This window comes from Citrobacter sp. U14242 (assembly GCF_046555775.1).
In the GTDB taxonomy this organism is placed as follows: domain Bacteria; phylum Pseudomonadota; class Gammaproteobacteria; order Enterobacterales; family Enterobacteriaceae; genus Citrobacter.
On the sequence record NZ_JBKGLW010000020.1, the window covers coordinates 16,983 to 40,499 of the forward strand.

At 51.9% G+C, this 23,517-nt stretch carries 23 protein-coding genes and 1 pseudogene; 15 read left to right on the plus strand and 9 right to left on the minus strand.

Annotated elements, in window-relative coordinates; translation table 11 throughout:
* Nucleotides 1–34 precede the first annotated feature (34 nt).
* Entirely contained in the window at nucleotides 35–538 is a 504-nt protein-coding gene (locus tag ACLJXE_RS23290) for a GNAT family N-acetyltransferase (RefSeq protein ID WP_410752170.1), read from the plus strand.
* Between the two features lie 33 nt (nucleotides 539–571).
* Here the strand turns inward: ACLJXE_RS23290 and ACLJXE_RS23295 are convergent, their stop codons facing one another.
* From ACLJXE_RS23295 to rraB, 3 genes are all read right to left on the minus strand, one after another.
* Entirely contained in the window at nucleotides 572–1,402 is an 831-nt protein-coding gene (locus ACLJXE_RS23295; RefSeq protein WP_286630600.1) for a topoisomerase II, read from the minus strand.
* Nucleotides 1,403–1,570: 168 nt separating this feature from the next.
* A complete protein-coding gene (gene miaE, locus ACLJXE_RS23300) occupies nucleotides 1,571–2,329 on the minus strand; it encodes a tRNA isopentenyl-2-thiomethyl-A-37 hydroxylase MiaE (protein ID WP_286630599.1) in 759 nt (252 codons plus the stop codon).
* 51 nt (nucleotides 2,330–2,380) lie between these two features.
* Nucleotides 2,381–2,806, minus strand: a complete 426-nt coding sequence (rraB, locus tag ACLJXE_RS23305) for a ribonuclease E inhibitor RraB (RefSeq protein ID WP_410752171.1) — start codon at nucleotides 2,804–2,806, stop codon at nucleotides 2,381–2,383.
* 98 nt (nucleotides 2,807–2,904) lie between these two features.
* On the opposite strand from rraB, the gene argL reads away from it, so the two are divergent.
* Together argL and argF (ACLJXE_RS23315) are read left to right on the plus strand one after the other, a co-directional pair.
* Nucleotides 2,905–3,000 carry a putative translational regulatory protein ArgL gene (argL, locus tag ACLJXE_RS23310; RefSeq protein ID WP_410752172.1) on the plus strand — a complete coding sequence of 32 codons (96 nt, stop codon included), beginning with the start codon at nucleotides 2,905–2,907 and terminating at the stop codon, nucleotides 2,998–3,000.
* Nucleotides 2,970–3,974: an ornithine carbamoyltransferase gene (gene argF / locus ACLJXE_RS23315; protein ID WP_410752173.1), complete on the plus strand. Its 1,005-nt coding sequence runs from the start codon at nucleotides 2,970–2,972 to the stop codon at nucleotides 3,972–3,974. Before argL ends, argF (ACLJXE_RS23315) begins: the two co-directional genes overlap by 31 nt.
* Nucleotides 3,975–4,082: 108 nt before the next feature.
* Here argF (ACLJXE_RS23315) and ACLJXE_RS23320 read toward each other — a convergent pair whose 3' ends face one another.
* Nucleotides 4,083–4,535, minus strand: coding sequence for a YhcH/YjgK/YiaL family protein (locus ACLJXE_RS23320; RefSeq protein WP_410752174.1), 453 nt, complete (start codon nucleotides 4,533–4,535; stop codon nucleotides 4,083–4,085).
* A gap of 672 nt (nucleotides 4,536–5,207) precedes the next feature.
* On the opposite strand from ACLJXE_RS23320, the gene arcA reads away from it, so the two are divergent.
* The 5 genes from arcA to ACLJXE_RS23345 all read left to right on the plus strand — a co-directional run bounded on the left by arcA (nucleotide 5,208) and on the right by ACLJXE_RS23345 (nucleotide 10,512).
* Nucleotides 5,208–6,428 carry an arginine deiminase gene (gene arcA, locus ACLJXE_RS23325; protein WP_410752188.1) on the plus strand — a complete coding sequence of 407 codons (1,221 nt, stop codon included), beginning with the start codon at nucleotides 5,208–5,210 and terminating at the stop codon, nucleotides 6,426–6,428.
* A 9-nt stretch (nucleotides 6,429–6,437) separates the two neighbouring features.
* A complete protein-coding gene (arcC, locus tag ACLJXE_RS23330) occupies nucleotides 6,438–7,370 on the plus strand; it encodes a carbamate kinase (protein ID WP_410752175.1) in 933 nt (310 codons plus the stop codon).
* 55 nt (nucleotides 7,371–7,425) lie between these two features.
* Nucleotides 7,426–8,430 (plus strand): ornithine carbamoyltransferase, encoded by a 1,005-nt coding sequence (argF, locus tag ACLJXE_RS23335; protein WP_410752176.1) that lies wholly within the window; start codon nucleotides 7,426–7,428, stop codon nucleotides 8,428–8,430.
* Between the two features lie 55 nt (nucleotides 8,431–8,485).
* Nucleotides 8,486–9,889 carry a YfcC family protein gene (locus ACLJXE_RS23340; RefSeq protein WP_410752177.1) on the plus strand — a complete coding sequence of 468 codons (1,404 nt, stop codon included), beginning with the start codon at nucleotides 8,486–8,488 and terminating at the stop codon, nucleotides 9,887–9,889.
* Between the two features lie 143 nt (nucleotides 9,890–10,032).
* A complete protein-coding gene (locus ACLJXE_RS23345; protein ID WP_410752178.1) occupies nucleotides 10,033–10,512 on the plus strand; it encodes an arginine repressor in 480 nt (159 codons plus the stop codon).
* Here ACLJXE_RS23345 and ACLJXE_RS23350 read toward each other — a convergent pair.
* Nucleotides 10,509–10,631, minus strand: a complete 123-nt coding sequence (locus ACLJXE_RS23350; RefSeq protein ID WP_085951582.1) for a hypothetical protein — start codon at nucleotides 10,629–10,631, stop codon at nucleotides 10,509–10,511. The two genes, ACLJXE_RS23345 and ACLJXE_RS23350, sit on opposite strands and share 4 nt — an antisense overlap.
* On the opposite strand from ACLJXE_RS23350, the pseudogene pyrL reads away from it, so the two are divergent.
* The 4 genes and pseudogenes from pyrL (at nucleotide 10,611) to ridA (ending at nucleotide 12,619) form a co-directional block, all read left to right on the plus strand.
* Nucleotides 10,611–10,746, plus strand: a pseudogene (gene pyrL, locus ACLJXE_RS23355) (pyr operon leader peptide). The gene ACLJXE_RS23350 and the pseudogene pyrL overlap by 21 nt on opposite strands.
* Nucleotides 10,747–10,748: 2 nt before the next feature.
* Nucleotides 10,749–11,684: an aspartate carbamoyltransferase gene (gene pyrB / locus ACLJXE_RS23360; protein ID WP_016151493.1), complete on the plus strand. Its 936-nt coding sequence runs from the start codon at nucleotides 10,749–10,751 to the stop codon at nucleotides 11,682–11,684.
* 13 nt (nucleotides 11,685–11,697) lie between these two features.
* Nucleotides 11,698–12,159, plus strand: a complete 462-nt coding sequence (pyrI, locus tag ACLJXE_RS23365) for an aspartate carbamoyltransferase regulatory subunit (RefSeq protein ID WP_016151492.1) — start codon at nucleotides 11,698–11,700, stop codon at nucleotides 12,157–12,159.
* A 73-nt stretch (nucleotides 12,160–12,232) separates the two neighbouring features.
* A complete protein-coding gene (ridA, locus tag ACLJXE_RS23370; protein WP_286630591.1) occupies nucleotides 12,233–12,619 on the plus strand; it encodes a 2-iminobutanoate/2-iminopropanoate deaminase in 387 nt (128 codons plus the stop codon).
* 51 nt (nucleotides 12,620–12,670) lie between these two features.
* On the opposite strand, the gene ACLJXE_RS23375 is transcribed toward ridA, so the two are convergent.
* The 4 genes from ACLJXE_RS23375 to mgtA form a co-directional block, all read right to left on the minus strand.
* Complete coding sequence (locus ACLJXE_RS23375; RefSeq protein ID WP_202039765.1) at nucleotides 12,671–13,957, minus strand: TRAP transporter large permease; 1,287 nt, start codon at nucleotides 13,955–13,957, stop codon at nucleotides 12,671–12,673.
* Between the two features lie 30 nt (nucleotides 13,958–13,987).
* Nucleotides 13,988–14,497 carry a TRAP transporter small permease gene (locus ACLJXE_RS23380; protein WP_286630590.1) on the minus strand — a complete coding sequence of 170 codons (510 nt, stop codon included), beginning with the start codon at nucleotides 14,495–14,497 and terminating at the stop codon, nucleotides 13,988–13,990.
* A 55-nt stretch (nucleotides 14,498–14,552) separates the two neighbouring features.
* Nucleotides 14,553–15,530, minus strand: coding sequence for a TRAP transporter substrate-binding protein (locus ACLJXE_RS23385; protein ID WP_286630589.1), 978 nt, complete (start codon nucleotides 15,528–15,530; stop codon nucleotides 14,553–14,555).
* A gap of 375 nt (nucleotides 15,531–15,905) precedes the next feature.
* Nucleotides 15,906–18,614, minus strand: coding sequence for a magnesium-translocating P-type ATPase (gene mgtA, locus ACLJXE_RS23390; RefSeq protein WP_410752179.1), 2,709 nt, complete (start codon nucleotides 18,612–18,614; stop codon nucleotides 15,906–15,908).
* 417 nt (nucleotides 18,615–19,031) lie between these two features.
* On the opposite strand from mgtA, the gene treR reads away from it, so the two are divergent.
* The 3 genes from treR (at nucleotide 19,032) to treC (ending at nucleotide 23,257) form a co-directional block, all read left to right on the plus strand.
* Nucleotides 19,032–19,979, plus strand: coding sequence for a trehalose operon repressor TreR (gene treR / locus ACLJXE_RS23395; RefSeq protein WP_137383943.1), 948 nt, complete (start codon nucleotides 19,032–19,034; stop codon nucleotides 19,977–19,979).
* 157 nt (nucleotides 19,980–20,136) lie between these two features.
* On the plus strand, nucleotides 20,137–21,555 hold the full coding sequence (treB, locus tag ACLJXE_RS23400) for a PTS trehalose transporter subunit IIBC (RefSeq protein WP_286630586.1): 1,419 nt from the start codon (nucleotides 20,137–20,139) through the stop codon (nucleotides 21,553–21,555).
* A gap of 49 nt (nucleotides 21,556–21,604) precedes the next feature.
* On the plus strand, nucleotides 21,605–23,257 hold the full coding sequence (gene treC / locus ACLJXE_RS23405; protein ID WP_410752180.1) for an alpha,alpha-phosphotrehalase: 1,653 nt from the start codon (nucleotides 21,605–21,607) through the stop codon (nucleotides 23,255–23,257).
* Nucleotides 23,258–23,517: the final 260 nt, after the last annotated feature.

The following is a 23,517-nucleotide window of genomic DNA, read 5'->3' on the forward strand; positions in this document are numbered from 1 at the left end:
TGCATATGTCTCACTTTTATGTCATGAGTTCGCTATGAGTGTCATTACGCCTGTCTCGGCTACGCTGCGTCGCATTGCTGCCGACGATAACCCCGCCATTGCCTGTGTGATCCGCCAGGTCTCCGCCGAATACGGCCTGACTGCCGATAAAGGCTACACGGTAGCCGACCCGAATCTGGACGAACTGTTCCAGGTTTACAGCCAGCCGGGCGCGGCCTATTGGGTGGTTGAGCAAAATGGGCAGGTCGTCGGCGGCGGTGGCGTTGCGCCGTTAGGTTGCAGCGAACCGGAGATTTGCGAGCTGCAAAAAATGTACTTCCTGCCAGGCGTGCGTGGCCAGGGGCTGGCGAAAAAGCTGGCGCTCATGGCGCTCGACCACGCCCGTGATCAGGGATTTAAACAGTGCTATCTGGAAACGACCGCATTCCTGACCGAGGCTATCCGCCTGTATGAACATTTAGGGTTTGAGCATATCAGTGAAGCGCTTGGCTGCACCGGCCACGTCGATTGCGAAGTAAGGATGTTAAAGCCCCTCTGACGTCAGGCAAAGGAGCATTTCTGCCTTACTGCCTTACTGCATTTCGGCTGAAAGCATCAGACGGATCACACCAGCCGCGCGAGCGGTGGGGAGTTTCAGCACCTGAGTCCAGAGATCCTGCACAATCTCACAAGCGATCTTCTCTTTGCCGATCCCTTTATTCGGGTCGGCCATAATCTGAATATCATCCCCATAGCGCTGCACCAGTCCGGGGCTGATCGCTTGTAAATCCTGCAGAGCCAGCTGTTTTTCCTCTGTCGTCACCGTATGTTTATCCGGGCCATAGGCGGCGCGCATCATGCCCATATCGCCCACCATCCGCCGACTCATAATCTCACGCGGGACAAGATGTACCGGGTTAATTCCCCCTTTCACTGCCGGAAACAGGAAACGGAAACATTCGTCATCACCCACCTTTTCCACCGCGGCAATCTGCTCGAGGTTAATCTTCATATACTCAATTACGTTAGCATCAGGGGCTTGCTGCAAACGTGCCATCTGCAGCTGAAGGATTTGCGGCTGTATGGCATCGATAACCTGCTGCTCGCTTTTGCCCTCGTTCTTCATCTGCACGGCCTGGGTGATGATTTTTTGTGTTAGCGCGGGCTCCTGCTCCCTAATCACCTGAAACACCGGATTGGCACGCATCGCATTGTCAAACTTCTGCTCTTCGGTCATACCATATTCCGGACTTTCGCGCGGGATAAGGTAGTGCACATCAAAAATATTCCATGCAACAATCGCAACCACAAAAATCACCGCGCCGGAGATCTTGCCTACCCAGCCTTTTTTGCGAAACATACTTACGACGACGGCAATCACCGCCCCGATATAGCCCGCCAACACAACGTGTGCCCAGTTCATTAACCATCCTTATTCAAATCAATACGTATGCCGGAGATATATTTCCCCGTTGTGTGTTCTGATTATTACGGTAGAGGCGATGGTTTTCCAGCCACCAGAATTTATCTGCAGGTATCAGAAGACGAGAGATGGCGCGGCAATCATGGCGAGTCGCGCCAGGAAGGTGTATTACGCGGGTACGCCGCTGTGAAAGCGGAATTCATCATCTGGAGACAGGATCAGCGACGCTTCCACTTCACCAAAGAAACGCACCCGGGCGCTAATGTCATCGCCTGAAACCTGCTGTGCTAATGCCAGGTAATCCTGGTAATGGCGCGCCTCTGATCGTAGTAGCGACAGATAAAACGCCTGTAAATCATCATCCAGATACGATGCCAGCGCCGCGAACCGTTCACAGGAGCGCGCCTCAATGTATGCGCCGCAAATTAGCTTATCAATCAGCGTTAATGGCTCGTGGGTGCGAACCTCTTTGAGCATGCCTTTGGCGTAACGACTGGCAGTAATTTTGATGTAGGGGATATTGCGGCTCATCATCGCCTCGCGCACCTGCCAGAAGTGGTGGAGCTCTTCTTTGATCAGCAAAACCATGCTGTCGATAAGCTTGCGCCCCCACGGATCGTCGGTCTGCGGCATCACACTTTTGCCGATCTGTTTATTCAGTGCAATAAAGTCAGGTTCCTCTCCATCTCTGAACGCAAAGGCCTCATAGGGTTTCAGCCAGTCCAGCAACGCCTGTGAACCGGCTTTGTCAGCGACATATTTACGCACCAACAGCATCGCTGTTTGTGCCGCTTTCAGTTCGCAGACGAGGTGATCGGTCAGCAACAGGGGAAGGTTTGCCGGGTCTTGCGCTTTATCAAGCCATGCCTGGGGTGTTTTGCACTGCAGAAAATTGAGGATTGGGGAGAGTATTTGCGGGTAATCCATACATTGTCCTTGCCCTACGGCAGCAAGCACTGCCGTAGGTCATCAGATGATTTAGTGACGCACGCCGTCATCATCTTCGTCGACGAGGTCTTCATCGTCGCCGTCTTCACCTTCTTCGCCGTTCGGGTCTTCAAAATAGGTGCCCCAACCGTCGTATTCCACATCATATTTTTCAGCCAGGTTCATCAGCTGTTCAACCTGAGCGTCGATCAGTTCGGCATTCAGGGCACATTCACTGAGAATATCACAGCAAATAACCGTGTCGCCTTCTTCCACTTCCAGCTCTTCTGGCTCGGTCACTTCATAACCCAGTTTGAAGGCTTCTACTGCTGCTTTTTCCAGGGTTTCAAAGTCATCCGCGGAAAGGTGATGTTCGATGGTGTACAGCGCATCAGGGTCGCTGCCATCTTCGAGTAACTCTTCAATAATCAAGCGTGTTTCTTCACGCTGCTCTTCCAGGTGTTCCGGGTTTGCCATGGCTCGTTCCTCATAATGTCCTGCCGATACTCTTATTGTCACATACCGCTGACATTGCCTCCACCTTTCCAGGAAAGATTTGTTAAACAAGGTTGCAAATGAATAAACATCCATATAAATTGAATTTTAATTCAATTAATGGCTTAAGCCATGTGAGGGAACCATGTCTGCATTTTATCAGAAGCACTTTTTGAAATTGCTCGATTTCACCTCTGCTGAACTCACGTCACTGCTACAGCTCGCCGCTCAGCTCAAGGCGGAGAAGAAAAACGGTACAGAGGTCGCCAGACTTACCGGCAAAAACATTGCGCTCATCTTCGAAAAAGACTCGACTCGAACCCGTTGCTCTTTCGAAGTTGCCGCATACGATCAGGGCGCTCGCGTGACGTATCTCGGCCCAAGCGGTAGCCAGATTGGCCATAAAGAGTCGATCAAAGATACTGCCCGCGTGCTTGGCCGCATGTACGATGGTATTCAGTATCGGGGTCATGGTCAGGACGTTGTGGAAACGCTGGCAGAACTTGCCGGGGTGCCGGTGTGGAACGGGTTAACCAACGAATTTCACCCCACTCAGTTGCTGGCGGATCTGTTAACTATGCAGGAACATTTGCCGGGTAAAGCATTTAATGAGATGACATTGGTCTACGCCGGTGATGCACGTAACAATATGGGTAACTCTATGCTGGAAGCTGCAGCATTAACCGGGCTGGATCTACGCCTGGTCGCGCCGCAGGCATGCTGGCCTGAAGAGAGCCTGGTGGCGGAATGCAAAGCGCTAGCGCTGAAAAACGGCGGCAATATTACGCTGACCGAAGACATTGCCACAGGTGTAAAAGGTGCGGACTTTATCTACACCGATGTATGGGTCTCGATGGGCGAAGCAAAAGAGAAGTGGGCGGAGCGTATTGCGCTGCTGCGTAACTACCAGGTCAATAGCACGATGATGGCGCTAACGGGTAATCCACAGGTGAAGTTCTTGCACTGTCTACCCGCGTTTCATGACGATCAGACCGTGCTGGGTAAACAAATGGCACAAGAGTATGGTTTGCACGGTGGGATGGAAGTCACCGACGAGGTGTTTGAGTCATCCGCCAGCATCGTATTCTCTCAGGCGGAAAACCGGATGCACACCATCAAAGCAGTCATGGTTGCAACACTCGCGAAATAATAGTGCTGCGGGCATGATTTGCCGGATGGCGATGCTAGTGCATCTTATCCGGCCTACGGGAGCACAATTGTAGGCCGGGTAAGACAAAGCCGCCCCCGGCAATCACGCTTATGCCACCCGCATTTTCACTACGGCTTTGCGCACCAGTGCCGGAGCCCCAACTGCACACAGCGGTTTATGCACTTCACCCGGATAGAACACCACGAAGTCACCTTCATTCAGCACCACCGTTTTCTCCTGTACGCCTTCCGGCAGGAAGGCGATATCTTTATCCGCCAGCCAGTCGGTTTCCGGCGCACCCGCAGGCTGTGTACTGAACGCCATCCCTTCCTGACCTTTTAGCAGGATCTGAATATCCAGATAACGGGCGTGATACTCGGCGCGGCGCTGAGCAAACGGCTCCGTCATATCTTCTGCAATCAGATAAAACAGACGATCACCGTCGATGTCATGCTTACCCTTTTCCGTCGCATCCGTCACGTGCGCCTTGATGTGTTCAATCGCCTGACGCAGCTCTTCTGGCAGCCAGGCATCCAGGTTGTGAATATTGCCGACAATCATCTCAAACCCCTTAATTAAAACAACGTTTCATTTTATGTGTTATACGAAAAAACAGTCTGCCATACCACTGCTATTTGCTGATATTTTGCGTCAACGCATGTTTATCGCTGATGATGTTAAATAATTGCTAACTCTCAGCAACAGGTTATGCATAAACTCTGCATAAATTTCTGCCCTTCTTTTTCAAACCCATCAGTAACCCACTGTTCTAAAAAACTTTGTTAGAAAAACTAGCTGTCGATCACAATTCACATCTCCTTCGTTATCCTTCTTCATCGTCATATTTATTTTGAAAATAACTTTACCGCGCAAATAATAAAATCATAGATTCGCATAATAATTCACAACACAGAAAAAAACACAAATAAATCAATATATTATTTATATTGCAGCACTCTAAAAGTGTACATAAAATTAACACTGATAAATAACAAGACATATTCTCGCGTAGTAATTCAATTATTCGCTTTTTTATTTTCTTAATACTCAGAGCTATATCATAAATTAAACAACAAAAGCCAAATATCGACCTGACTGTGAAATAAATCACGTTTCCTCATCGAATAAGACTTAAATATAGATTCTGAAATCAGCTGAAAAATCATGACTGCGATAAATATTATTTGCAGGCATCTCCTCTTTATTTTTTAAAATAGTATTAAAGGAATAATGATGGAAAAGCATTATGTCGGGTCTGAAATCGGTCAATTACGTAGCGTGATGCTACATCGCCCTAACCTCAGTTTAAAAAGGCTGACGCCATCAAATTGTCAGGAACTGCTTTTTGATGATGTTCTTTCGGTAGAACGTGCAGGAGAAGAGCATGACATATTCGCCAACACGTTGCGTGAACAGGGAATTGAGGTTCTGTTACTCACTGATTTATTGACACAAACTCTGGATATCCCAGATGCCAAAATCTGGCTGCTGGATACACAAATTTCTGATTATCGCCTTGGCCCCGCTTTTGCCACGGATATTCGCGCCTGGCTTGCCGATATGCAGCATCGGGAACTCGCCCGGCATTTAAGCGGAGGGCTGACCTACGGAGAAATTCCCGCCTCAATCAAAAATATGGTAGTCGATACTCACGATATTAATGACTTCATTATGAAGCCATTACCAAATCACTTATTTACCCGCGACACCTCATGCTGGATATATAACGGTGTATCCATTAATCCGATGGCAAAAACAGCGCGACAAAGAGAAACCAATAACCTGCGGGCGATCTACCGTTGGCACCCCCTATTTTCTGATGGTGAATTTATTAAATATTTCGGCGATGAAAATATTAATTATGACCATGCCACATTAGAAGGTGGCGATGTGCTGGTTATTGGTCGCGGCGCAGTTCTCATCGGTATGTCGGAACGCACAACGCCGCAGGGAATCGAGTTCCTTGCCCAGTCGCTATTCAGCCATCGTCAGGCCGAACGTGTCATTGCGGTCGAACTGCCTAAACATCGCTCCTGCATGCATCTCGATACCGTCATGACCCACATCGATATCGATACCTTCTCCGTCTACCCGGAAGTCGTGCGTCCGGATGTGCAGTGCTGGACCCTGACACCAGACGGGCGCGGCGGCCTGAAAAGGATGCCGGAAAAAACGCTGCTCCACGCACTCGAGAAAGCGCTTGGCCTCGACCAAATTCGTCTGATCACCACCGGTGGCGATGCCTTCGAAGCTGAACGCGAACAGTGGAATGACGCAAACAACGTCCTGACGCTACGCCCCGGAGTGGTAGTGGGCTACGAGCGCAACATCTGGACCAACGAGAAATACGACAAAGCAGGCATCACCGTTTTACCCATTCCTGGCGACGAACTTGGACGCGGACGCGGCGGCGCACGCTGCATGAGCTGCCCACTGGAACGCGACGGTATTTAAGGAAAAGTCATGGAAAACAAACCTACCCTGGTTGTGGCTCTGGGCGGCAATGCATTACTTAAACGTGGCGAGCCGCTGGAAGCTGACATCCAACGCAAGAATATTGAGCTGGCGGCAAAAACTATCGCTCAGCTCACGCAACAGTGGCGCGTGATCCTGGTACACGGCAATGGCCCCCAGGTTGGACTTTTGGCGTTACAAAACAGTGCGTATGCCAGCGTCACCCCCTATCCGCTCGACATTCTCGGTGCGGAAAGTCAGGGAATGATTGGCTATATGCTGCAACAGGCGCTGAAAAACCAGCTTCCACAGCGTGAAATTAGTGTGCTGCTGACTCAGGTTGAAGTCGATGCCAACGATCCGGCTTTCAACAACCCAACCAAATATATCGGCCCAATTTACGACGACGCTCAGGCTAAAACACTACACGCGGAAAAGGGTTGGGTTTTCAAAGCTGATGGCAAAGCATTCCGTCGCGTTGTGCCCTCTCCACAACCTAAACGTATCGTTGAAAGTGACGCTATTCGCGCATTGATCGCCTGCGATCATCTGGTTATCTGCAACGGTGGCGGCGGTGTGCCGGTGGTGGAAAAAGCCGATGGCTACCACGGTATTGAAGCGGTGATCGACAAAGATCTCTCCGCCGCCCTGCTCGCCAACCAAATCCACGCCGATGCGCTGTTGATCCTGACCGACGCTGATGCCGTGTACCTCGACTGGGGCAAGCCTACTCAGCGCCCGCTGGCCCAGGTTACTCCGGAACTGCTCAGCGAAATGCAATTCGACGCCGGTTCAATGGGCCCCAAAGTCACCGCCTGCGCGGAATTTGTCTCTCGCTGTCACGGAATAGCAGGCATCGGCTCATTGGCTGACGGTCCGGTCATCCTCTCCGGAGACAAAGGCACGCTAATCCGGCCCGAAACCACCGACGCTAATGCTTAGGGCTTTTTTGCCGGATAGCGACTGCGCCTTATCCGGCCTACATAAGGACATTTTCATGACTGTTAACCTGAAAAATCGCAATTTTCTCAAACTGCTGGACTACACCCCAACGGAAATCCAGTACCTGATCGATCTGGCTATCGAGTTAAAAACAGCAAAAAAGGCCGGGCGCGAAAGACAAACGCTGGTTGGTAAAAACATCGCGTTGATCTTTGAAAAAACCTCTACCCGCACCCGCTGCGCCTTTGAAGTCGGCGCTTTCGATCAGGGCGCACAGGTGACCTATCTCGGTCCAAGCGGATCGCAGATCGGTCACAAAGAATCAATGAAAGATACCGCCCGCGTGCTAGGCCGCATGTACGACGGCATTGAGTACCGCGGATACGGTCAGGACATTGTGGAGGAACTGGGGCAATTTGCCGGGGTTCCAGTATGGAATGGACTGACGAACGAATTTCACCCCACGCAGATCCTCGCGGATCTGATGACCATGCTGGAGCACGCGCCGGGTAAAACCTTGCCGGAGCTGAGTTTCGCTTATCTCGGTGACGCCCGTAATAACATGGGAAATTCGCTGATGGTCGGCGCGGCGAAAATGGGAATGGATATTCGTCTGGTCGCGCCGAAATCCTTCTGGCCTGACGAGACGCTGGTTGCTGAATGCCGTGAAATCGCCAGTGTAACTGGCGCACGCATTACGCTCACAGAGGATGTCGAGGAAGGCGTATACGACGTCGATTTCCTTTACACCGATGTCTGGGTCTCTATGGGCGAACCCAAAGAAGCCTGGGCAGAACGCGTCAGTCTGATGACGCCCTATCAGATTAACCAACGGGTCATCAACGCAACCGCTAACCCCAATGTGAAATTTATGCACTGTCTGCCCGCCTTCCATAACGAGCACACAAAAGTGGGACGTGAAATTGAAGTGGCCTACGGTCTGAAAGGGCTTGAAGTCACGGAAGAGGTTTTTGAGTCAGCGCATTCCATCGTCTTCGACGAAGCTGAGAACCGGATGCATACCATTAAAGCGGTAATGGTAGCGACCCTCGGCGACTAACCCCAGCGGGCATATGTCGCCTGACGGCATATGCCCAAGCTATCCGGAGAACATCATGGGCAAATTCAAATTTCCCAGCGCATATACCATCCTGTTTATTCTCATTGCACTCGTCGCGGTTATGACCTGGATAGTCCCGGCAGGGAAATACCAGATGGCGATGAATGCCACTTTGGGCAAAGAAGTGCCGGTTGCCGGTACTTATGCCCCCACAGAGGCGCATCCGCAAGGTTTTACCGCTGTACTGCTGGCGCCGATTGACGGTCTTTACAACCACGAAACCTATACCGCAGGCGCAATTGATGTGGCGTTGTTTGTCCTGATTATTGGTGGATTTCTCGGCGTAGTAAACAAAACAGGCGCCATCGACGCAGGTATCGAGCGCGTGACGGTCAGGTTGAACGGTAAAGAGGAGTGGATGATCCCCATTCTGATGGGACTTTTTGCCGCCGGAGGTACGATTTACGGGATGGCGGAGGAGTCACTCCCCTTCTACACATTGCTGGTTCCGGTCATGATGGCCGCACGCTTTGATCCATTGGTTGCCGCCGCCACCGTTCTGCTCGGTGCGGGCATTGGCACACTCGGTTCGACAATCAACCCTTTCGCAACGGTTATCGCGGCTAACGCCGCCGGGATCCCCTTCACCCAGGGAATGCTGATGCGCATTCTGCTGCTGGTCGTCGGCTATGTTATCTGTGTGGTCTGGGTCATGCGCTATGCACGGAAAGTTCGCAGCCATCCTGAACTTTCCATCGTGGCAGATAAAATGGCGGAAAACCGCGTCCATTTTCTCGGTAGTCGCGCCAATACCAAACTTGAATTCACAACAACGCGTAAATGGATCCTGCTGATTTTCGCCGCTGCCTTTGCGGTGATGATCTATGGGGTGGCGGTGCTCGGTTGGTGGATGGCAGAAATTTCCGGGGTTTTTCTGGCATCTGCGATTATCGTCGGCGTTATCGCCCGCATGAGTGAGGAGGAATTTACTGGCACATTCATTGACGGGGCACGTGATCTGCTTGGCGTCGCGCTGATTATCGGTATTGCGCGCGGCATCGTGGTGGTGATGGATAACGGCATGATCACCCATACTATTCTGCACAGCGCGGAAAATATCGTCTCCGGACTTTCCACCACCATTTTCATCAATGTGACCTACTGGCTGGAAGTTTTGCTCTCCTTCCTGGTCCCTTCCTCTTCGGGTCTGGCGGTCCTCACCATGCCCATCATGGCCCCGCTGGCCGACTTCGCGCATGTCCCCAGGGATCTGGTCGTCACCGCGTATCAATCCGCTTCCGGCATTGTGAATCTGATTACGCCCACCTCAGCAGTTGTGATGGGCGGGTTGGCCATCGCCCGCGTTCCTTACGTGCGATACCTGAAATGGGTCGCCCCGCTCCTGCTCATTTTGACGTTGCTGAACATGGCCGTCCTGAGTATCGGCGCGATGTTGTAGCCCTTTTAGCCGTCGGATCCCGACGGCTTTTTTGCGCGCTCTCTCGTTTTTCTGCACAACCGCCCGTTTGAGCCGTTATTGATACTGCAAATGTGGTGAATTTCGCCATCACATTGATATAAATGATAAATTAGGGTGTATTTATGAAGGAATTCGATAATTACTCGACCAAAGAGCAGAAACAACTGGCGATTTGTCTGCGCCTGATTACTGAAAAAAGCTACCTGTCCCAGGAAGCGCTTCGCCGCGATCTACAACACCATGGTTTTACCGGAATTAGCCAGTCAACGGTATCCCGTCTGCTGAAACTGCTCGGGGCTATAAAAATAAGAAATACAAAAGGGCAAAAAATTTATTCTGTAAATCCGCAATCACGACCCGCTCCTGATGCTGCCCGATCGATTGCTGAAATGGTGGTCAGCGTGGAACACAATAGCGAGTTTATCCTCATTCACACTGCAGCAGGTTATGGCCGTGCCGTTGCCAGAATCCTCGATTACCACGCGTTACCAGAGATTCTGGGTGTCATCGCTGGCAGCAGTATTGTCTGGGTTGCGCCGCGAGTAGTGCAGCGAACGGGGTTGGTGCACAAGCAGATTAACTATCTATTTAAAATGAATTAAAATTCATAAGAACCGTTTGCGGTGAATAAATTGTGCATTTTCCGCTTGATCCCATAACGGAGCTGAGTATAATCGCGGACAATTTGCCGGGAGGATGTATGGTTCAGTGTGTACGACATTTTGTCTTACCGCGTCTGAAAAAGGACGCTGGCCTGCCGTTTTTCTTTCCGTTGATCATCCATTCCAAGCCCCTCAATTGAGGGGCTTTTTTTTTGCCCAGGCGTCAGGAGATAAACATGGCTAACCCGCTCTATCAAAAACACATCATTTCCATAAATGACCTCAGCCGCGACGACCTCAATCTGGTCCTCGCGACGGCGGCGAAATTAAAAGCTAACCCGCAGCCGGAGCTGTTAAAGCACAAGGTGATTGCCAGCTGTTTCTTTGAGGCGTCAACCCGCACCCGTTTATCCTTTGAAACCTCGATGCACCGCCTGGGTGCCAGCGTGGTGGGTTTCTCTGACAGCAGCAACACGTCGCTGGGCAAAAAAGGTGAAACCCTGGCCGACACCATTTCCGTCATCAGCACCTATGTCGACGCCATCGTAATGCGTCATCCGCAGGAAGGCGCCGCGCGCCTGGCAACCGAATTCTCCGGCAACGTACCGGTACTGAACGCAGGCGATGGTTCTAACCAGCATCCCACCCAAACGCTGCTGGACCTGTTCACTATTCAGGAAACGCAGGGGCGTCTGGACAATCTGCAAATCGCCATGGTGGGCGACCTGAAATATGGCCGTACCGTTCACTCCCTGACCCAGGCGCTGGCGAAGTTCGAAGGCAATCGCTTCTACTTTATCGCCCCGGACGCGCTGGCCATGCCGCAATACATTCTGGATATGCTGAATGAAAAAGGCATCGCCTGGAGCCTGCACGGCACGATTGAAGAGGTCATGGCGGAGGTCGATATCCTCTACATGACCCGCGTACAAAAAGAGCGTCTGGACCCTTCCGAGTACGCCAACGTGAAAGCACAGTTCGTCCTGCGTGCCAGCGACCTGAATGGTGCCAGAGCGAACATGAAGGTGCTGCATCCACTGCCGCGTATCGATGAGATCACCACCGATGTCGATAAGACGCCGCACGCCTGGTATTTCCAGCAGGCTGGCAACGGCATCTTCGCCCGCCAGGCGTTACTGGCACTGGTACTGAATAGCGAACTGGCACTGTAAGGGAGAAAAAGAGATGACACACGATAACAAACTGCAGGTTGAAGCCATCAAACGTGGCACCGTGATTGACCATATTCCCGCACAGGTTGGTTTTAAACTGCTGACGCTGTTCAAGCTGACAGAAACCGATCAGCGTATCACCATCGGTCTGAACCTGCCGTCAGGCGAAATGGGTCGTAAGGACTTGATTAAAATCGAAAACACCTTCCTGACCGATGAGCAAGTTAACCAGCTTTCTCTGTACGCGCCACAGGCGACGGTGAACCGCATTGACGATTATGACGTTGTGGGTAAATCACGTCCGAGCCTGCCGGAGCGCATCGACAACGTGCTGGTCTGCCCGAACAGCAACTGCATCAGTCATGCAGAACCCGTTTCCTCCAGCTTTTCAGTGAAAAAACGTGCTGATGACATCGCACTCAAATGCAAATACTGTGAAAAAGAGTTTTCGCATTATGTGGTGCTGGCCAACTAATTGCGGTTGGTATTGAAATGTTGCCTCTCTATAATGGCTAACACCTTAATACTGCAGTTCATCTGGAGATATCATGAGCAAAACTATTGCGACGGAAAATGCACCAGCCGCTATCGGCCCATACGTTCAGGGCGTTGACCTGGGTAGCATGGTAATCACTTCCGGTCAGATTCCGGTCGATCCGAAAACCGGTGCCGTATCGGAAGACGTATCCGCTCAGGCGCGTCAGTCGCTGGAAAACGTAAAAGCTATCGTTGAAGCAGCAGGCCTGAAAGTGGGCGATATCGTAAAAACTACCGTCTTCGTTAAAGATCTGAACGATTTCGCTACCGTAAACGCCACCTATGAAGCGTTCTTTAACGAGCACAACGCCACCTTCCCTGCACGCTCTTGCGTGGAAGTTGCCCGTCTGCCGAAAGACGTGAAAATCGAGATTGAAGCGATCGCCGTTCGTCGCTAAGCAATAAATAATCCGGGCGCAAAAGCCCGGATTTTTGTCACTGCATTATCATCACAGCACACCAAACAGTTTCGGCAGGAACAACGAAATCGCCGGAATGTACGTTACCAACATCAGCACCAGGAACAGGACGAGGTAGAACGGCAGCATCGCCTTCACCACTTGCTCAATCTTCTGCTTACTCACCGCACTGGCGACAAACAGCACCGACCCCACCGGTGGTGTAATCAACCCGATCCCTAAGTTCACCAACATGATCATCCCGAAGTGAACCGGATCAATACCGAGCGCGTTGGTCACGGGCAGCAGGACCGGTGTCAGGATCAGGATCAACGGCGCCATATCCATCAGCGTACCAATCAGCAGCAGCATAATGTTAATGCACATCAGGATGACGTATTTGTTATCCGAGATGCTGGTAAAGGCTTCGGTAATACGCATCGGCAACTGCATGTAGGTCATGACAGCACCAAACGCGGCGGCAAAACCAATCAGGATCATCACGATGGTGACTGTTTTCACCGTGCGGAACATCAGCTTTGGCAGTTCGGACCATTTATAGTCACGATAGATAAACATGGTGACAAAGAAGGCCCACAGGCAGGCAATCGCCGCAGATTCGGTCGCGGTGAAGATACCTGACAAAATCCCTCCCATGATGATGACCACCGTCATCAGACCCCACAGCGTATCGACAAAAATCTTCAACGCCTGGCGAAACGGCACGCGCTCCCCTTTCGGATAACCGCGTTTATGGGCAAACGCCACGCACATCACCATCAGGCTCAAGCTTAACAGCAGACCCGGCAGGATCCCGGCAATAAACAGCGCGGCAATAGATACCGTGCCACCGGTTGCCAGCGAATAAATGACCGAGTTATGGCTGGGTGGCGTGAGGATCGCCTGTACCGAACCGCTGGCGGTCACTGCCGCTGCAAAGTCACGCGGGTAGCCTTTTTTGTCCATCTCCGGGATCATCACCGAACCGATGGAAGCGGTGTCTGCCACCGACGATCCCGAAATCGCGCCAAAAAAGGTCGAGGCCACAATGTTCACCAGCGACAGTCCACCGCGAATAAAGCCCACGAAAATGTAGGCAAAATTCACTAACCGACGCGCAATTCCGCCTTCGGCCATGATCGCGCCGGCCAGAATAAAGAACGGAATCGCCAGCAGGGAGAACTTGTTCACGCCGCTGGTCAGTTGGATCATCACCGCTTCCAGTGGGATATCAATGTACCAGGCGCCAATGATGGCGCTAATACCTACCGCGTACGCTACCGGTACCCCAATCGCCAGCATGATGCCAAGCGTAAAGACGAGAATAAATGCATCCATCTGCTTTCCTTAATGAAATGGGGGCGGTAATTAGCTGGTCGAACCCAGCATGACAACAGGACGCTGGTACTGCGGGCCACGGCAAACCTTCTCAACAATAAAGAGCAGCGTGATAGCAGAGCCAATCGGCAGCGGAAGATAGTTTTGCCCGGCGCTTAAAATCGGGAATTCCGCAACGGGTTGATCCCACAGTTCAAGACACAACGTGGAACCGTACCAGAGGATAAACAGGCTTATCGCCGCCAGCATGATATCCGCGACAATAAAGCAATAACGACGGGCGCTTTCACCCAGGCGGTCAGTGACCATACTCACTGCGATATGCGAGCCTGCGCGATAACTTACCGCCGCACCAATAAAGGTGAATGTCACCATGCAGAGAATAGCGACGGGTTCAGGCCATGACAGGGCATTGTTCAGGACATAACGTGCGAATATCCCAATCGGGATAATGGCAACCATCACCAATAATGCCACACCGGCAATCCACATTGAGACCCGATAAAGAAAATCCATTACCGATGAATAGCATTCACCCATAATCATCACCTCGAATTAATCAAATGATTCAGGCGGATATCATCCGCCCGATGAACTACTGCACATCCTGAATACGCTTGATCAAATCCTGGTGGTCTTTACCGTAATTATCCCGCACTGACTGCGTGGCTTTATAGAAATAATCCGTATCAATATCGTGGAACTGAACGCCGTTGGCTTTCATCGTTTCCAGTGATTTCGCATTATAATCCTGCCAAAGTTTGCGTTGTTCTACCTGTGCTTCTTTGGCGAGTTTAATAATGAGATCCTGATCTTCTTTTTTCAATTTGTCCCATTTCGCTTTCGAGAAAAGAAATAATTCAGGAATAATAAAATGTTTGCTCCAGGTGTAGTTTTTAACGACCGGTAAATAGTTGTGCGCGACAAACGTTGGCGGGTTATTTTCCGTGCCATCAATAACGCCGGTCTGCATGCCGCTAAAGACTTCGCTGACGCCCATTACAACAGAGTTAGCGCCCATCGCTTTTAAGGTGTCCAGCGCTATCGGACTCCCTTGAACGCGGATTTTCATACCGTGTAAATCTTCCGGTTTCACCACCGGGTTTTTGGTGATCAGGTTACGCGTCCCCGCATCCATCCAGCCCAAAAACACCAGTCGTGATTTGGTATTGGCCGTCAGACGGTCGCCAATTTCCTGGCCGATCATGCCATCGAGCACCTTATGCAGATGGTCTTCATCACGGAAAATATACGGCAGGGTAAAGACGTTAATTTCAGGGAGGATAGCAGCGACAGGTGTCATCGAGACGCGAATAATATCGATAGCGCCTAATTGCGCCTGTTCAATCATCTGTTTTTCATCGCCTAACACACCACCGGGAAATGTTTTAATTTCCAGACGACCATCAGTCGCCGCGCTGAGCTTTTCCCCCATGTGTTTCACTGCCACCACGTTCGGGTAATCAGCCGGATGCACATCTGCGGCGCGGAAGGTTTGTGCCAACGCTGAATGGCTGGCCAGTAATACCGAAGCGCCAATACACAGACTTATCAGGTTTTTTGTCAGTTTCATTTATCCTTCTCCAGAAGTTCATAATATCCATTAACAGGAATAGCTTGCAGAGCAAATGACTGCCGGAATTAAAAATGGGCAGCGAGAAACTTTCTTAACGACGTTACCGGTGCAGACTAACTGGTGTAACAATTTATTTCGATGACTGCCTTCACAAAAAAAAACCAAGCTCTATAATTTTTAGCACGCTGTTTCATTTTTGCAACGCAGATCGTTTTCCTGATAAAAAAGCAACGCAAAAGACGCGGTTTTATACTAATTAGCCGCGTTGGTATTTCAATAAAAATAAAACAACAATATTACGCAGGAATATCTTCGAATGAAGAAGAGAAATGCAGGATGGTGCTAACACCATCCTGTTGAGACGTGTCGCGGTTATTGCCAGCCGTAACGACGGCTATAAAAACCTTTCACTAACTGGGTCAGTGTCATGTAGCCTGCCAGAATCGCAATCAGCCACGGGAAGTAGCTCAGCGGCAATGCCTGCAATTGCAGGTAGCTGGCCAATGGCGAGAACGGTAACGCAATGCCCACCACCATCACGACCAGCGTCATCAGCATCAACGGCCATGCGGCGCGACTCTGGATGAACGGCACGCGACGGGTACGGATCATATGCACAATCAGCGTTTGCGACAGCAGACCGACCACGAACCAGCCTGACTGGAACAACGTCTGATGTTCTGGCGTATTGGCATGGAAAACGAACCACATCAGGCAAAATGTCAGAATATCGAAGATAGAGCTGATCGGTCCAAAGAAGATCATAAAGCGTCCCAGCTCGGCAGGGTTCCAGCGCTGCGGCTTTTTAATCTGCTCTTCATCAACGTTATCAAACGGGATCGCCACCTGGGATACATCGTACAGCAGGTTCTGAATCAGTAAGTGCAGCGGCAACATCGGCAGGAACGGCAGAAATGCGCTCGCCACCAGCACGCTAAACACGTTACCAAAGTTGGAACTGGCCGTCATTTTGATGTACTTCAGCATGTTCGAGAAGGTACGACGCCCTTCGATCACCCCTTCTTCCAGCACCATCAGGCTCTTTTCCAGCAGGATGATGTCTGCCGCTTCACGCGCAATATCAACCGCACCATCGACGGAAATACCGATGTCCGCCGCGCGCAGCGCCGGAGCGTCATTGATACCATCGCCCATAAAGCCCACTACGTGACCTTCACGTTTGAGCAGGGTGACAATGCGCTCTTTGTGCATTGGCGTCAGGCGGGCAAATAGCGTGGTACGCTGAGCCAGTGTTGCCAGCTCGTCGTCGTTTAACCCTTCAATGCTGCTGCCGATCACCACATCACCTGCATCCAGACCCACTTCATGACACACTTTCGCCGCAACCAGTTCGCTGTCACCGGTGAGAATTTTCACCGTAATACCACTGGCTTTCAGGGCTTTCAGCGCCGGGGCGGTCGTTTCTTTCGGCGGATCGAGGAAGGCGATATACCCTTCGAGGATCAGGTCTGACTCATCAATACGTTGGTAATCTCCCTCACGCGCAGGCAGGTATTTCGTCGCCACCGCGACCACGCGCAACCCCTGACGGTTCAGCGTATCGGTAACGCGTTTCACCCGGCGCAGCATGTTCTCATCCAACGGGACAATTTCACCGTTATGACGCACCTGGGTACAGACACTGAGGATCTCCTGCAACGCCCCTTTACATACCAACTGATGCACATCGGTTTCTTCCGCCACAACCACGGACATCCGCCGACGCTCAAAATCAAACGGGATCTCATCAATTTTCTGCCAGCGGGTAGAGAGCTGACGGGCTGATTCTTCATCCACACCGTCAAGAACCGCAGTATCCAACAGGTTTTTCAGCCCGGTCTGGTAATGACTGTTGAGCCACGCGGAATACAGGACATGTTCGCTGGGCTTACCGGAGATATCGGTATGATTCTCCAGCACTATTTTATCCTGAGTCAGGGTACCGGTTTTATCGGTGCACAGAATATCCATCGCGCCAAAGTTCTGGATGGCATCGAGGTGTTTGACGATGACCTTCTGTTTGGACAGCTTCACCGCCCCGCGCGCCAGCGTTGAGGTGACGATCATTGGCAGCATTTCCGGCGTCAGCCCCACCGCGACAGACAGCGCAAACAGCGCCGCTTCCCACCAGTCACCTTTGGTGTAGCCATTGATGATTAGAACAATTGGCGCCATCACCAACATAAAACGGATCAGCAACATGCTGACGCGGCTGATCCCTTTCTGGAAGGCATTTTGCTCATTTTCCTGCTCGCTGACGCGGCCTGCCAGTTGTCCAAACCAGGTATTAGCCCCGGTTGCAATGACGATGGCCTGTGCCGTTCCGCTCACCACATTGGTGCCCATAAAACACAGGGTATCGCACTCCAGCGGATTGCTTTGCTGCGGGTCACGGCTGGTCGCCACTTTCTCAACCGGCAAAGATTCACCGGTCAGCGAAGCCTGCGCCACAAACAGATCGCGCGCCTGGACGATACGTAAATCGGCCGGGATCATATCGCCGGCTGCCAGCTTAATAATATCGCCAGGAACCAACTGGTCGATCGGCAGTTCAACCCAGCCGTTCTCCCCTTTTTCGTTGATGACACGCAGGACGGTTGCGGTATTGCTGACCATCGCTTTCAGCGCATCCGCCGCTTTGGTCGAACGCGCTTCCTGTACAAAATTCAGCAGCGTTGAGATACACACCATCAAGGCGATGACGCCAGCAGCAAACAGATCCTCAGTTGCATAAGAAATGCCGCCCAGAATAGTCAGCAGAATATTAAACGGGTTGCGATAGCAGACCCACAGATGTACCCACCACGGCGACGGCTTTTGCGTCGGCAACTGGTTTTCGCCATGCTTTTCGCGGGCGCTCTCCACTTCTGCGGTATTCAATCCTTCCGGATGCGCATCAAACGTTTTCCACAGCGCCTCTTCATCCATCAGTGCCATCTTCAGGCAATGTTCACTGAGTGACGGTGGGATCGGTGTGCTGGCAACGGTCTGCGCATTAGGTAACGGATCGCGATGCACCAAACGATGCGGCAAATGGCGGTTAAGCCGGGCAAACAGCTGGCGGGTAATATTTTTGAACATAGGCAGTCCCTCTGCACCAGTATAAACAGGCGCAGTAAATCCTTCAGGCGTGGCAAAGCCTTGCCTGGTGGCAATTTTAAAATCACAACAGGGACGTCAGAACGTCACTGTCTTACAGCTCCGGTAAGACAGTGAAAACAGGCTTACCGGAGAAGGGGGGTTCTCCATTGAGGGAGAGGGGTGGGATCGGGATCCATATAGCCTCCGGTAAGTGAACGATAAGCGCTGCGGATTATACGCAGAAAACCATAAGGTTTGTGACAATTATGGCGGTATGATACAGCACGGAAACTAAACCAAACGTATACACATCGCCTGAATGGTGAACGGTTTAAAGCAGACTTTGCCCATTGCACTCCACATGAGTAAAGTTACTCTCTTTGATATAACTGAAAAAGTGCGCAACGGGAAAACAGGATGCAAAATCGGCTGACTATTAAAGACATCGCCCGCTTAAGCGGCGTGGGGAAATCAACGGTTTCCCGTGTGCTCAACAACGAAAGCGGCGTTAGTGAACGCACCCGTGAACGTGTTGAAGCAGTGATGAATCAGCACGGTTTCTCCCCTTCCCGCTCCGCACGTGCCATGCGTGGGCAAAGCGACAAAGTCGTGGCGATTATCGTCACACGTCTGGACTCACTTTCAGAAAACCTCGCGGTGCAGACCATGCTGCCAGCCTTTTATGAGCAGGGTTACGATCCGATTATGATGGAAAGCCAGTTCTCACCTGAACTGGTAGAAGAACATCTGGGAATGCTCAAACGTCGCAACATTGATGGGGTGGTGCTGTTTGGTTTTACCGGCGTAACGGAAACCATGCTCACCTCCTGGCAGGACTCTCTGGTGCTGCTGGCCAGGGATGCCAAAGGTTTTGCCTCAGTCTGTTATGACGACGAAGGCGCCATTCATACCCTGATGCAGCGTTTGTACGACCGTGAACACCGCCATATCAGCTTCCTTGGCGTGCCCCATAGCGACGTCACCACCGGTAAGCGCCGTCATGAGGCCTACCTGACCTTCTGCAAGAAACATAAGCTACACCCTGTCGCTGCTCTGCCCGGTCTTGCCATGAAGCAGGGCTATGAGCATGCCGCCGATGTCATTACGCCGGAAACCACCGCGTTAGTCTGTGCAACGGACACACTTGCCCTTGGTGTCAGCAAATATCTGCAGGAACAGCGAATCGACAACCTGCAACTGGCGAGCGTCGGTAATACGCCGCTGATGAAATTCCTCCATCCGGAGATCATCACCGTCGATCCCGGCTACGCTGAAGCCGGACGGCAAGCGGCGTTACAGCTGATCGAACAGATCAACGGCCGCAGCGAACTGCGGCAAATCGTCATTCCCGCCACCCTCTCCTGATCGCTTTCTGAGCACTAATTTGTGATCTTCGCTGCGTTTCGGGAACGTTCCCATTTTTAAATATTCACCGACGATATACTCTGGCACCCACAACGAGACAGCTGCCGGATGACGTCGCGAAAGCGTCTAATCCGACCTACGGGGAACACACGTCATCATGAGCAAAGTAAAACAAGCGGATATCGACCGGCTGATAGAGCTGGTTGGCGGGCGCGACAATATCGCCACGGTGAGTCACTGCATTACGCGCCTGCGTTTTGTGTTGAATCAACCCGCGAATGCCAGGCCCAAAGAGATCGAACAGCTACCGATGGTCAAAGGCTGCTTCACCAACGCCGGGCAGTTTCAGGTAGTGATCGGCACCGAGGTCGGTGATTACTACAAGGCGCTGTTGGCGACCACCGGACAAGCCAGTGCCGACAAAGAGCAGGCAAAGAAAGCCGCGCGGCAGAACATGAAGTGGCACGAGCAGCTGATTTCTCACTTCGCGGAGATCTTCTTCCCACTGCTGCCTGCGCTGATTAGCGGTGGTTTGATCTTAGGTTTTCGTAATGTGATCGGCGATCTGCCGATGAGCAACGGCCAGACGCTGGCGCAGATGCATCCCTCACTCAAAACGCTTTATGACTTTCTGTGGCTGATTGGCGAGGCGATCTTCTTCTATCTGCCAGTCGGGATCTGCTGGTCGGCGGTGAAGAAAATGGGCGGTACGCCGATCCTCGGCATCGTGCTCGGCGTCACGCTGGTTTCACCGCAACTGATGAACGCCTATTTGCTCGGCCAGCAGGTACCGGAAGTGTGGAACTTCGGCCTGTTTACTATCGAGAAAGTGGGCTACCAGGCGCAGGTTATTCCGGCGCTGCTGGCGGGTCTTGCGCTCGGCTTTATTGAAACGCGGATGAAACGCATCGTCCCGGATTATCTGTATCTGGTCATCGTCCCGGTATGTTCGCTGATCCTGGCGGTGTTCCTCGCCCATGCCTTTATCGGTCCATTTGGCCGCTGGATTGGCGACGGTGTCGCCTTTGCTGTGCGTCATCTGATGACCGGCAGCTTTGCCCCAATTGGTGCAGCGCTGTTTGGCTTCCTGTATGCCCCGCTGGTGATTACCGGCGTGCATCAGACCACGCTGGCTATTGACATGCAGATGATCCAGAGCATGGGCGGCACACCGGTATGGCCACTGATCGCGCTGTCTAACATCGCTCAGGCCTCCGCAGTGGTCGGCATCATTATCTCCAGTCGCAAACACAACGAACGTGAAATCTCCGTTCCCGCAGCGATCTCCGCCTATCTGGGTGTGACTGAACCCGCAATGTACGGTATCAACCTGAAATATCGCTTCCCGATGCTGTGCGCGATGATTGGTTCGGGCCTTGCCGGGCTGTTGTGCGGCCTGAACGGCGTGATGGCAAACGGCATTGGCGTCGGCGGCTTGCCAGGCATCCTCTCCATCCAGCCAACGTACTGGCAGGTATTTGGTCTGGCGATGGTGATTTCAATTGTTATCCCGATGGTACTGACCTCGTTCATCTACCAGCGTAAATACCGTCAGGGCACCTTACAGATTGTCTGACTTTTCTTCGGGGCGCAGTTGCGCCCCATCGCATTTGCAGGAAACAACCATGAATATTCCACACTGGTGGCAAAACGGCGTTATCTATCAAATTTACCCCAAGAGCTTTCAGGACACGACCGGCAGCGGCACCGGCGATTTACGCGGTGTAACAAAGCGCCTCGACTACCTGCAAAAACTGGGCGTCGATGCGATATGGCTGACCCCTTTCTATATATCTCCACAGGTTGATAACGGATACGACGTCGCTGACTACACGTCCGTCGACCCGGCCTACGGTACGCTGGAAGACTTCGACGAACTGGTGGCGCAGGCAAAAGTGCGCGGCATCCGTATTATCCTTGATATGGTGTTTAACCATACTTCAACACAGCACGCCTGGTTTCGCGAGGCGCTGGATAAAGACAGTCCGTATCGTCAGTTTTATCTCTGGCGCGATGGCACGTCAGAGGCCAGCCCAAATAACTGGCGCTCCAAGTTTGGCGGTAGCGCCTGGAGCTGGCATGCCGAAAGCGAGCAGTATTATCTGCACCTCTTTGCCCCGGAGCAGGCCGACCTGAACTGGGAAAATCCGACGGTACGCACCGAGCTGAAAAAAGTGTGCGAGTTCTGGGCCGATCGCGGCGTGGACGGTCTGCGCCTCGACGTGGTGAATCTTATCTCCAAGGATCAGGCGTTCCCGAACGATCCTGACGGCGATGGACGCCGTTTTTATACCGACGGCCCACGCGCACATGAATTTTTGCGTGAGATGAACCGCGACGTATTCACCCCACGCAATCTGATGACGGTAGGCGAAATGTCTTCCACCACGCTGGAAAATTGCCAGCAGTACGCCGCGCTGGACGGCAGCGAACTGTCAATGACCTTTAACTTCCACCATTTGAAAGTCGATTACCCCAATGGGGAGAAATGGACGCTAGCAAAACCCGACTATGTGGCGCTAAAAACCCTGTTCCGCCACTGGCAGCAGGGAATGCACAATCAGGCCTGGAACGCGCTGTTCTGGTGTAACCACGACCAGCCGCGTATCGTTTCGCGTTTTGGCGATGAAGAGAAATACCGCGTTCCTGCCGCCAAAATGCTGGCCATGGTGCTGCACGGGATGCAGGGCACGCCTTATATCTATCAGGGGGAAGAGATTGGCATGACCAACCCACACTTCCGCCAGATAACCGATTATCGCGACGTCGAAAGCCATAACATGTTTGCCGAACTGAACGGTCAGGGACGCGATGCTGACGATTTACTGGCGATCCTCGCCAGTAAATCCCGCGATAACAGCCGTACCCCGATGCAGTGGGACGCCAGCAAACACGCGGGCTTCACCCAGGGTGAGCCGTGGATTAATCTGTGTGACAACGCAGCGGATATCAACGTGGCGACCGCGCTGAGCGATGCCGACTCGGTGTTCTATACCTATCAGAAGCTGATCGCATTGCGTAAAGCAGAACCGGTAATCACCTGGGGTAGCTACCAGGATCTGATACCTGACAGCCCGCACATATGGTGCTATCAGCGCGAGTGGCAAGGGCAACGGCTGCTGGTCGTTGCCAACCTGAGCAACACCTTCCAGCTCTGGCAACCCACTCATACCGACGGCAACTGGCAGGTGCTGATACACAACTATGCCGAAGTCGCCAGCCAACCGGGTGACATGACGTTGCGTCCATTTGAAGCAGTCTGGTGGCTGCAAAAATAGCTTGCAATTGGCGTCAGGCCCGGTACGTATAGCGTTACCGGGCTTCACTGCTGACACTGCATTTACCCTACTGTTTTTGTTGAATAATTAATCAGAATTTTCTAACTACAATTTACAATCGCTGTACTGCCCGTCATCTGTACGCTCCAGTTTTTACTTTGCGCTACATCAAATAAATCGTAAACATCCTTGATGCAAATCACTACATATAGAACTTAAAATGCACGCCGACCCAATATGTTGTATTAATCGACTACAAT

What these genes read in the sequence shown, in the direction of transcription:
- ACLJXE_RS23290 (WP_410752170.1), top strand. Translation starts at nt 35, where the DNA reads ATGAGTGTCATTACGCCTGTCTCGGCTACGCTGCGTCGCATTGCTGCC.
- ACLJXE_RS23295 (WP_286630600.1), bottom strand. Translation starts at nt 1,402, where the DNA reads ATGAACTGGGCACACGTTGTGTTGGCGGGCTATATCGGGGCGGTGATT.
- miaE (WP_286630599.1), bottom strand. Translation starts at nt 2,329, where the DNA reads ATGGATTACCCGCAAATACTCTCCCCAATCCTCAATTTTCTGCAGTGC.
- rraB (WP_410752171.1), bottom strand. Translation starts at nt 2,806, where the DNA reads ATGGCAAACCCGGAACACCTGGAAGAGCAGCGTGAAGAAACACGCTTG.
- argL (WP_410752172.1), top strand. Translation starts at nt 2,905, where the DNA reads ATGAATAAACATCCATATAAATTGAATTTTAATTCAATTAATGGCTTA.
- argF (WP_410752173.1), top strand. Translation starts at nt 2,970, where the DNA reads ATGTCTGCATTTTATCAGAAGCACTTTTTGAAATTGCTCGATTTCACC.
- ACLJXE_RS23320 (WP_410752174.1), bottom strand. Translation starts at nt 4,535, where the DNA reads ATGATTGTCGGCAATATTCACAACCTGGATGCCTGGCTGCCAGAAGAG.
- arcA (WP_410752188.1), top strand. Translation starts at nt 5,208, where the DNA reads ATGGAAAAGCATTATGTCGGGTCTGAAATCGGTCAATTACGTAGCGTG.
- arcC (WP_410752175.1), top strand. Translation starts at nt 6,438, where the DNA reads ATGGAAAACAAACCTACCCTGGTTGTGGCTCTGGGCGGCAATGCATTA.
- argF (WP_410752176.1), top strand. Translation starts at nt 7,426, where the DNA reads ATGACTGTTAACCTGAAAAATCGCAATTTTCTCAAACTGCTGGACTAC.
- ACLJXE_RS23340 (WP_410752177.1), top strand. Translation starts at nt 8,486, where the DNA reads ATGGGCAAATTCAAATTTCCCAGCGCATATACCATCCTGTTTATTCTC.
- ACLJXE_RS23345 (WP_410752178.1), top strand. Translation starts at nt 10,033, where the DNA reads ATGAAGGAATTCGATAATTACTCGACCAAAGAGCAGAAACAACTGGCG.
- ACLJXE_RS23350 (WP_085951582.1), bottom strand. Translation starts at nt 10,631, where the DNA reads ATGTCGTACACACTGAACCATACATCCTCCCGGCAAATTGTCCGCGAT.
- pyrB (WP_016151493.1), top strand. Translation starts at nt 10,749, where the DNA reads ATGGCTAACCCGCTCTATCAAAAACACATCATTTCCATAAATGACCTC.
- pyrI (WP_016151492.1), top strand. Translation starts at nt 11,698, where the DNA reads ATGACACACGATAACAAACTGCAGGTTGAAGCCATCAAACGTGGCACC.
- ridA (WP_286630591.1), top strand. Translation starts at nt 12,233, where the DNA reads ATGAGCAAAACTATTGCGACGGAAAATGCACCAGCCGCTATCGGCCCA.
- ACLJXE_RS23375 (WP_202039765.1), bottom strand. Translation starts at nt 13,957, where the DNA reads ATGGATGCATTTATTCTCGTCTTTACGCTTGGCATCATGCTGGCGATT.
- ACLJXE_RS23380 (WP_286630590.1), bottom strand. Translation starts at nt 14,497, where the DNA reads ATGGGTGAATGCTATTCATCGGTAATGGATTTTCTTTATCGGGTCTCA.
- ACLJXE_RS23385 (WP_286630589.1), bottom strand. Translation starts at nt 15,530, where the DNA reads ATGAAACTGACAAAAAACCTGATAAGTCTGTGTATTGGCGCTTCGGTA.
- mgtA (WP_410752179.1), bottom strand. Translation starts at nt 18,614, where the DNA reads ATGTTCAAAAATATTACCCGCCAGCTGTTTGCCCGGCTTAACCGCCAT.
- treR (WP_137383943.1), top strand. Translation starts at nt 19,032, where the DNA reads ATGCAAAATCGGCTGACTATTAAAGACATCGCCCGCTTAAGCGGCGTG.
- treB (WP_286630586.1), top strand. Translation starts at nt 20,137, where the DNA reads ATGAGCAAAGTAAAACAAGCGGATATCGACCGGCTGATAGAGCTGGTT.
- treC (WP_410752180.1), top strand. Translation starts at nt 21,605, where the DNA reads ATGAATATTCCACACTGGTGGCAAAACGGCGTTATCTATCAAATTTAC.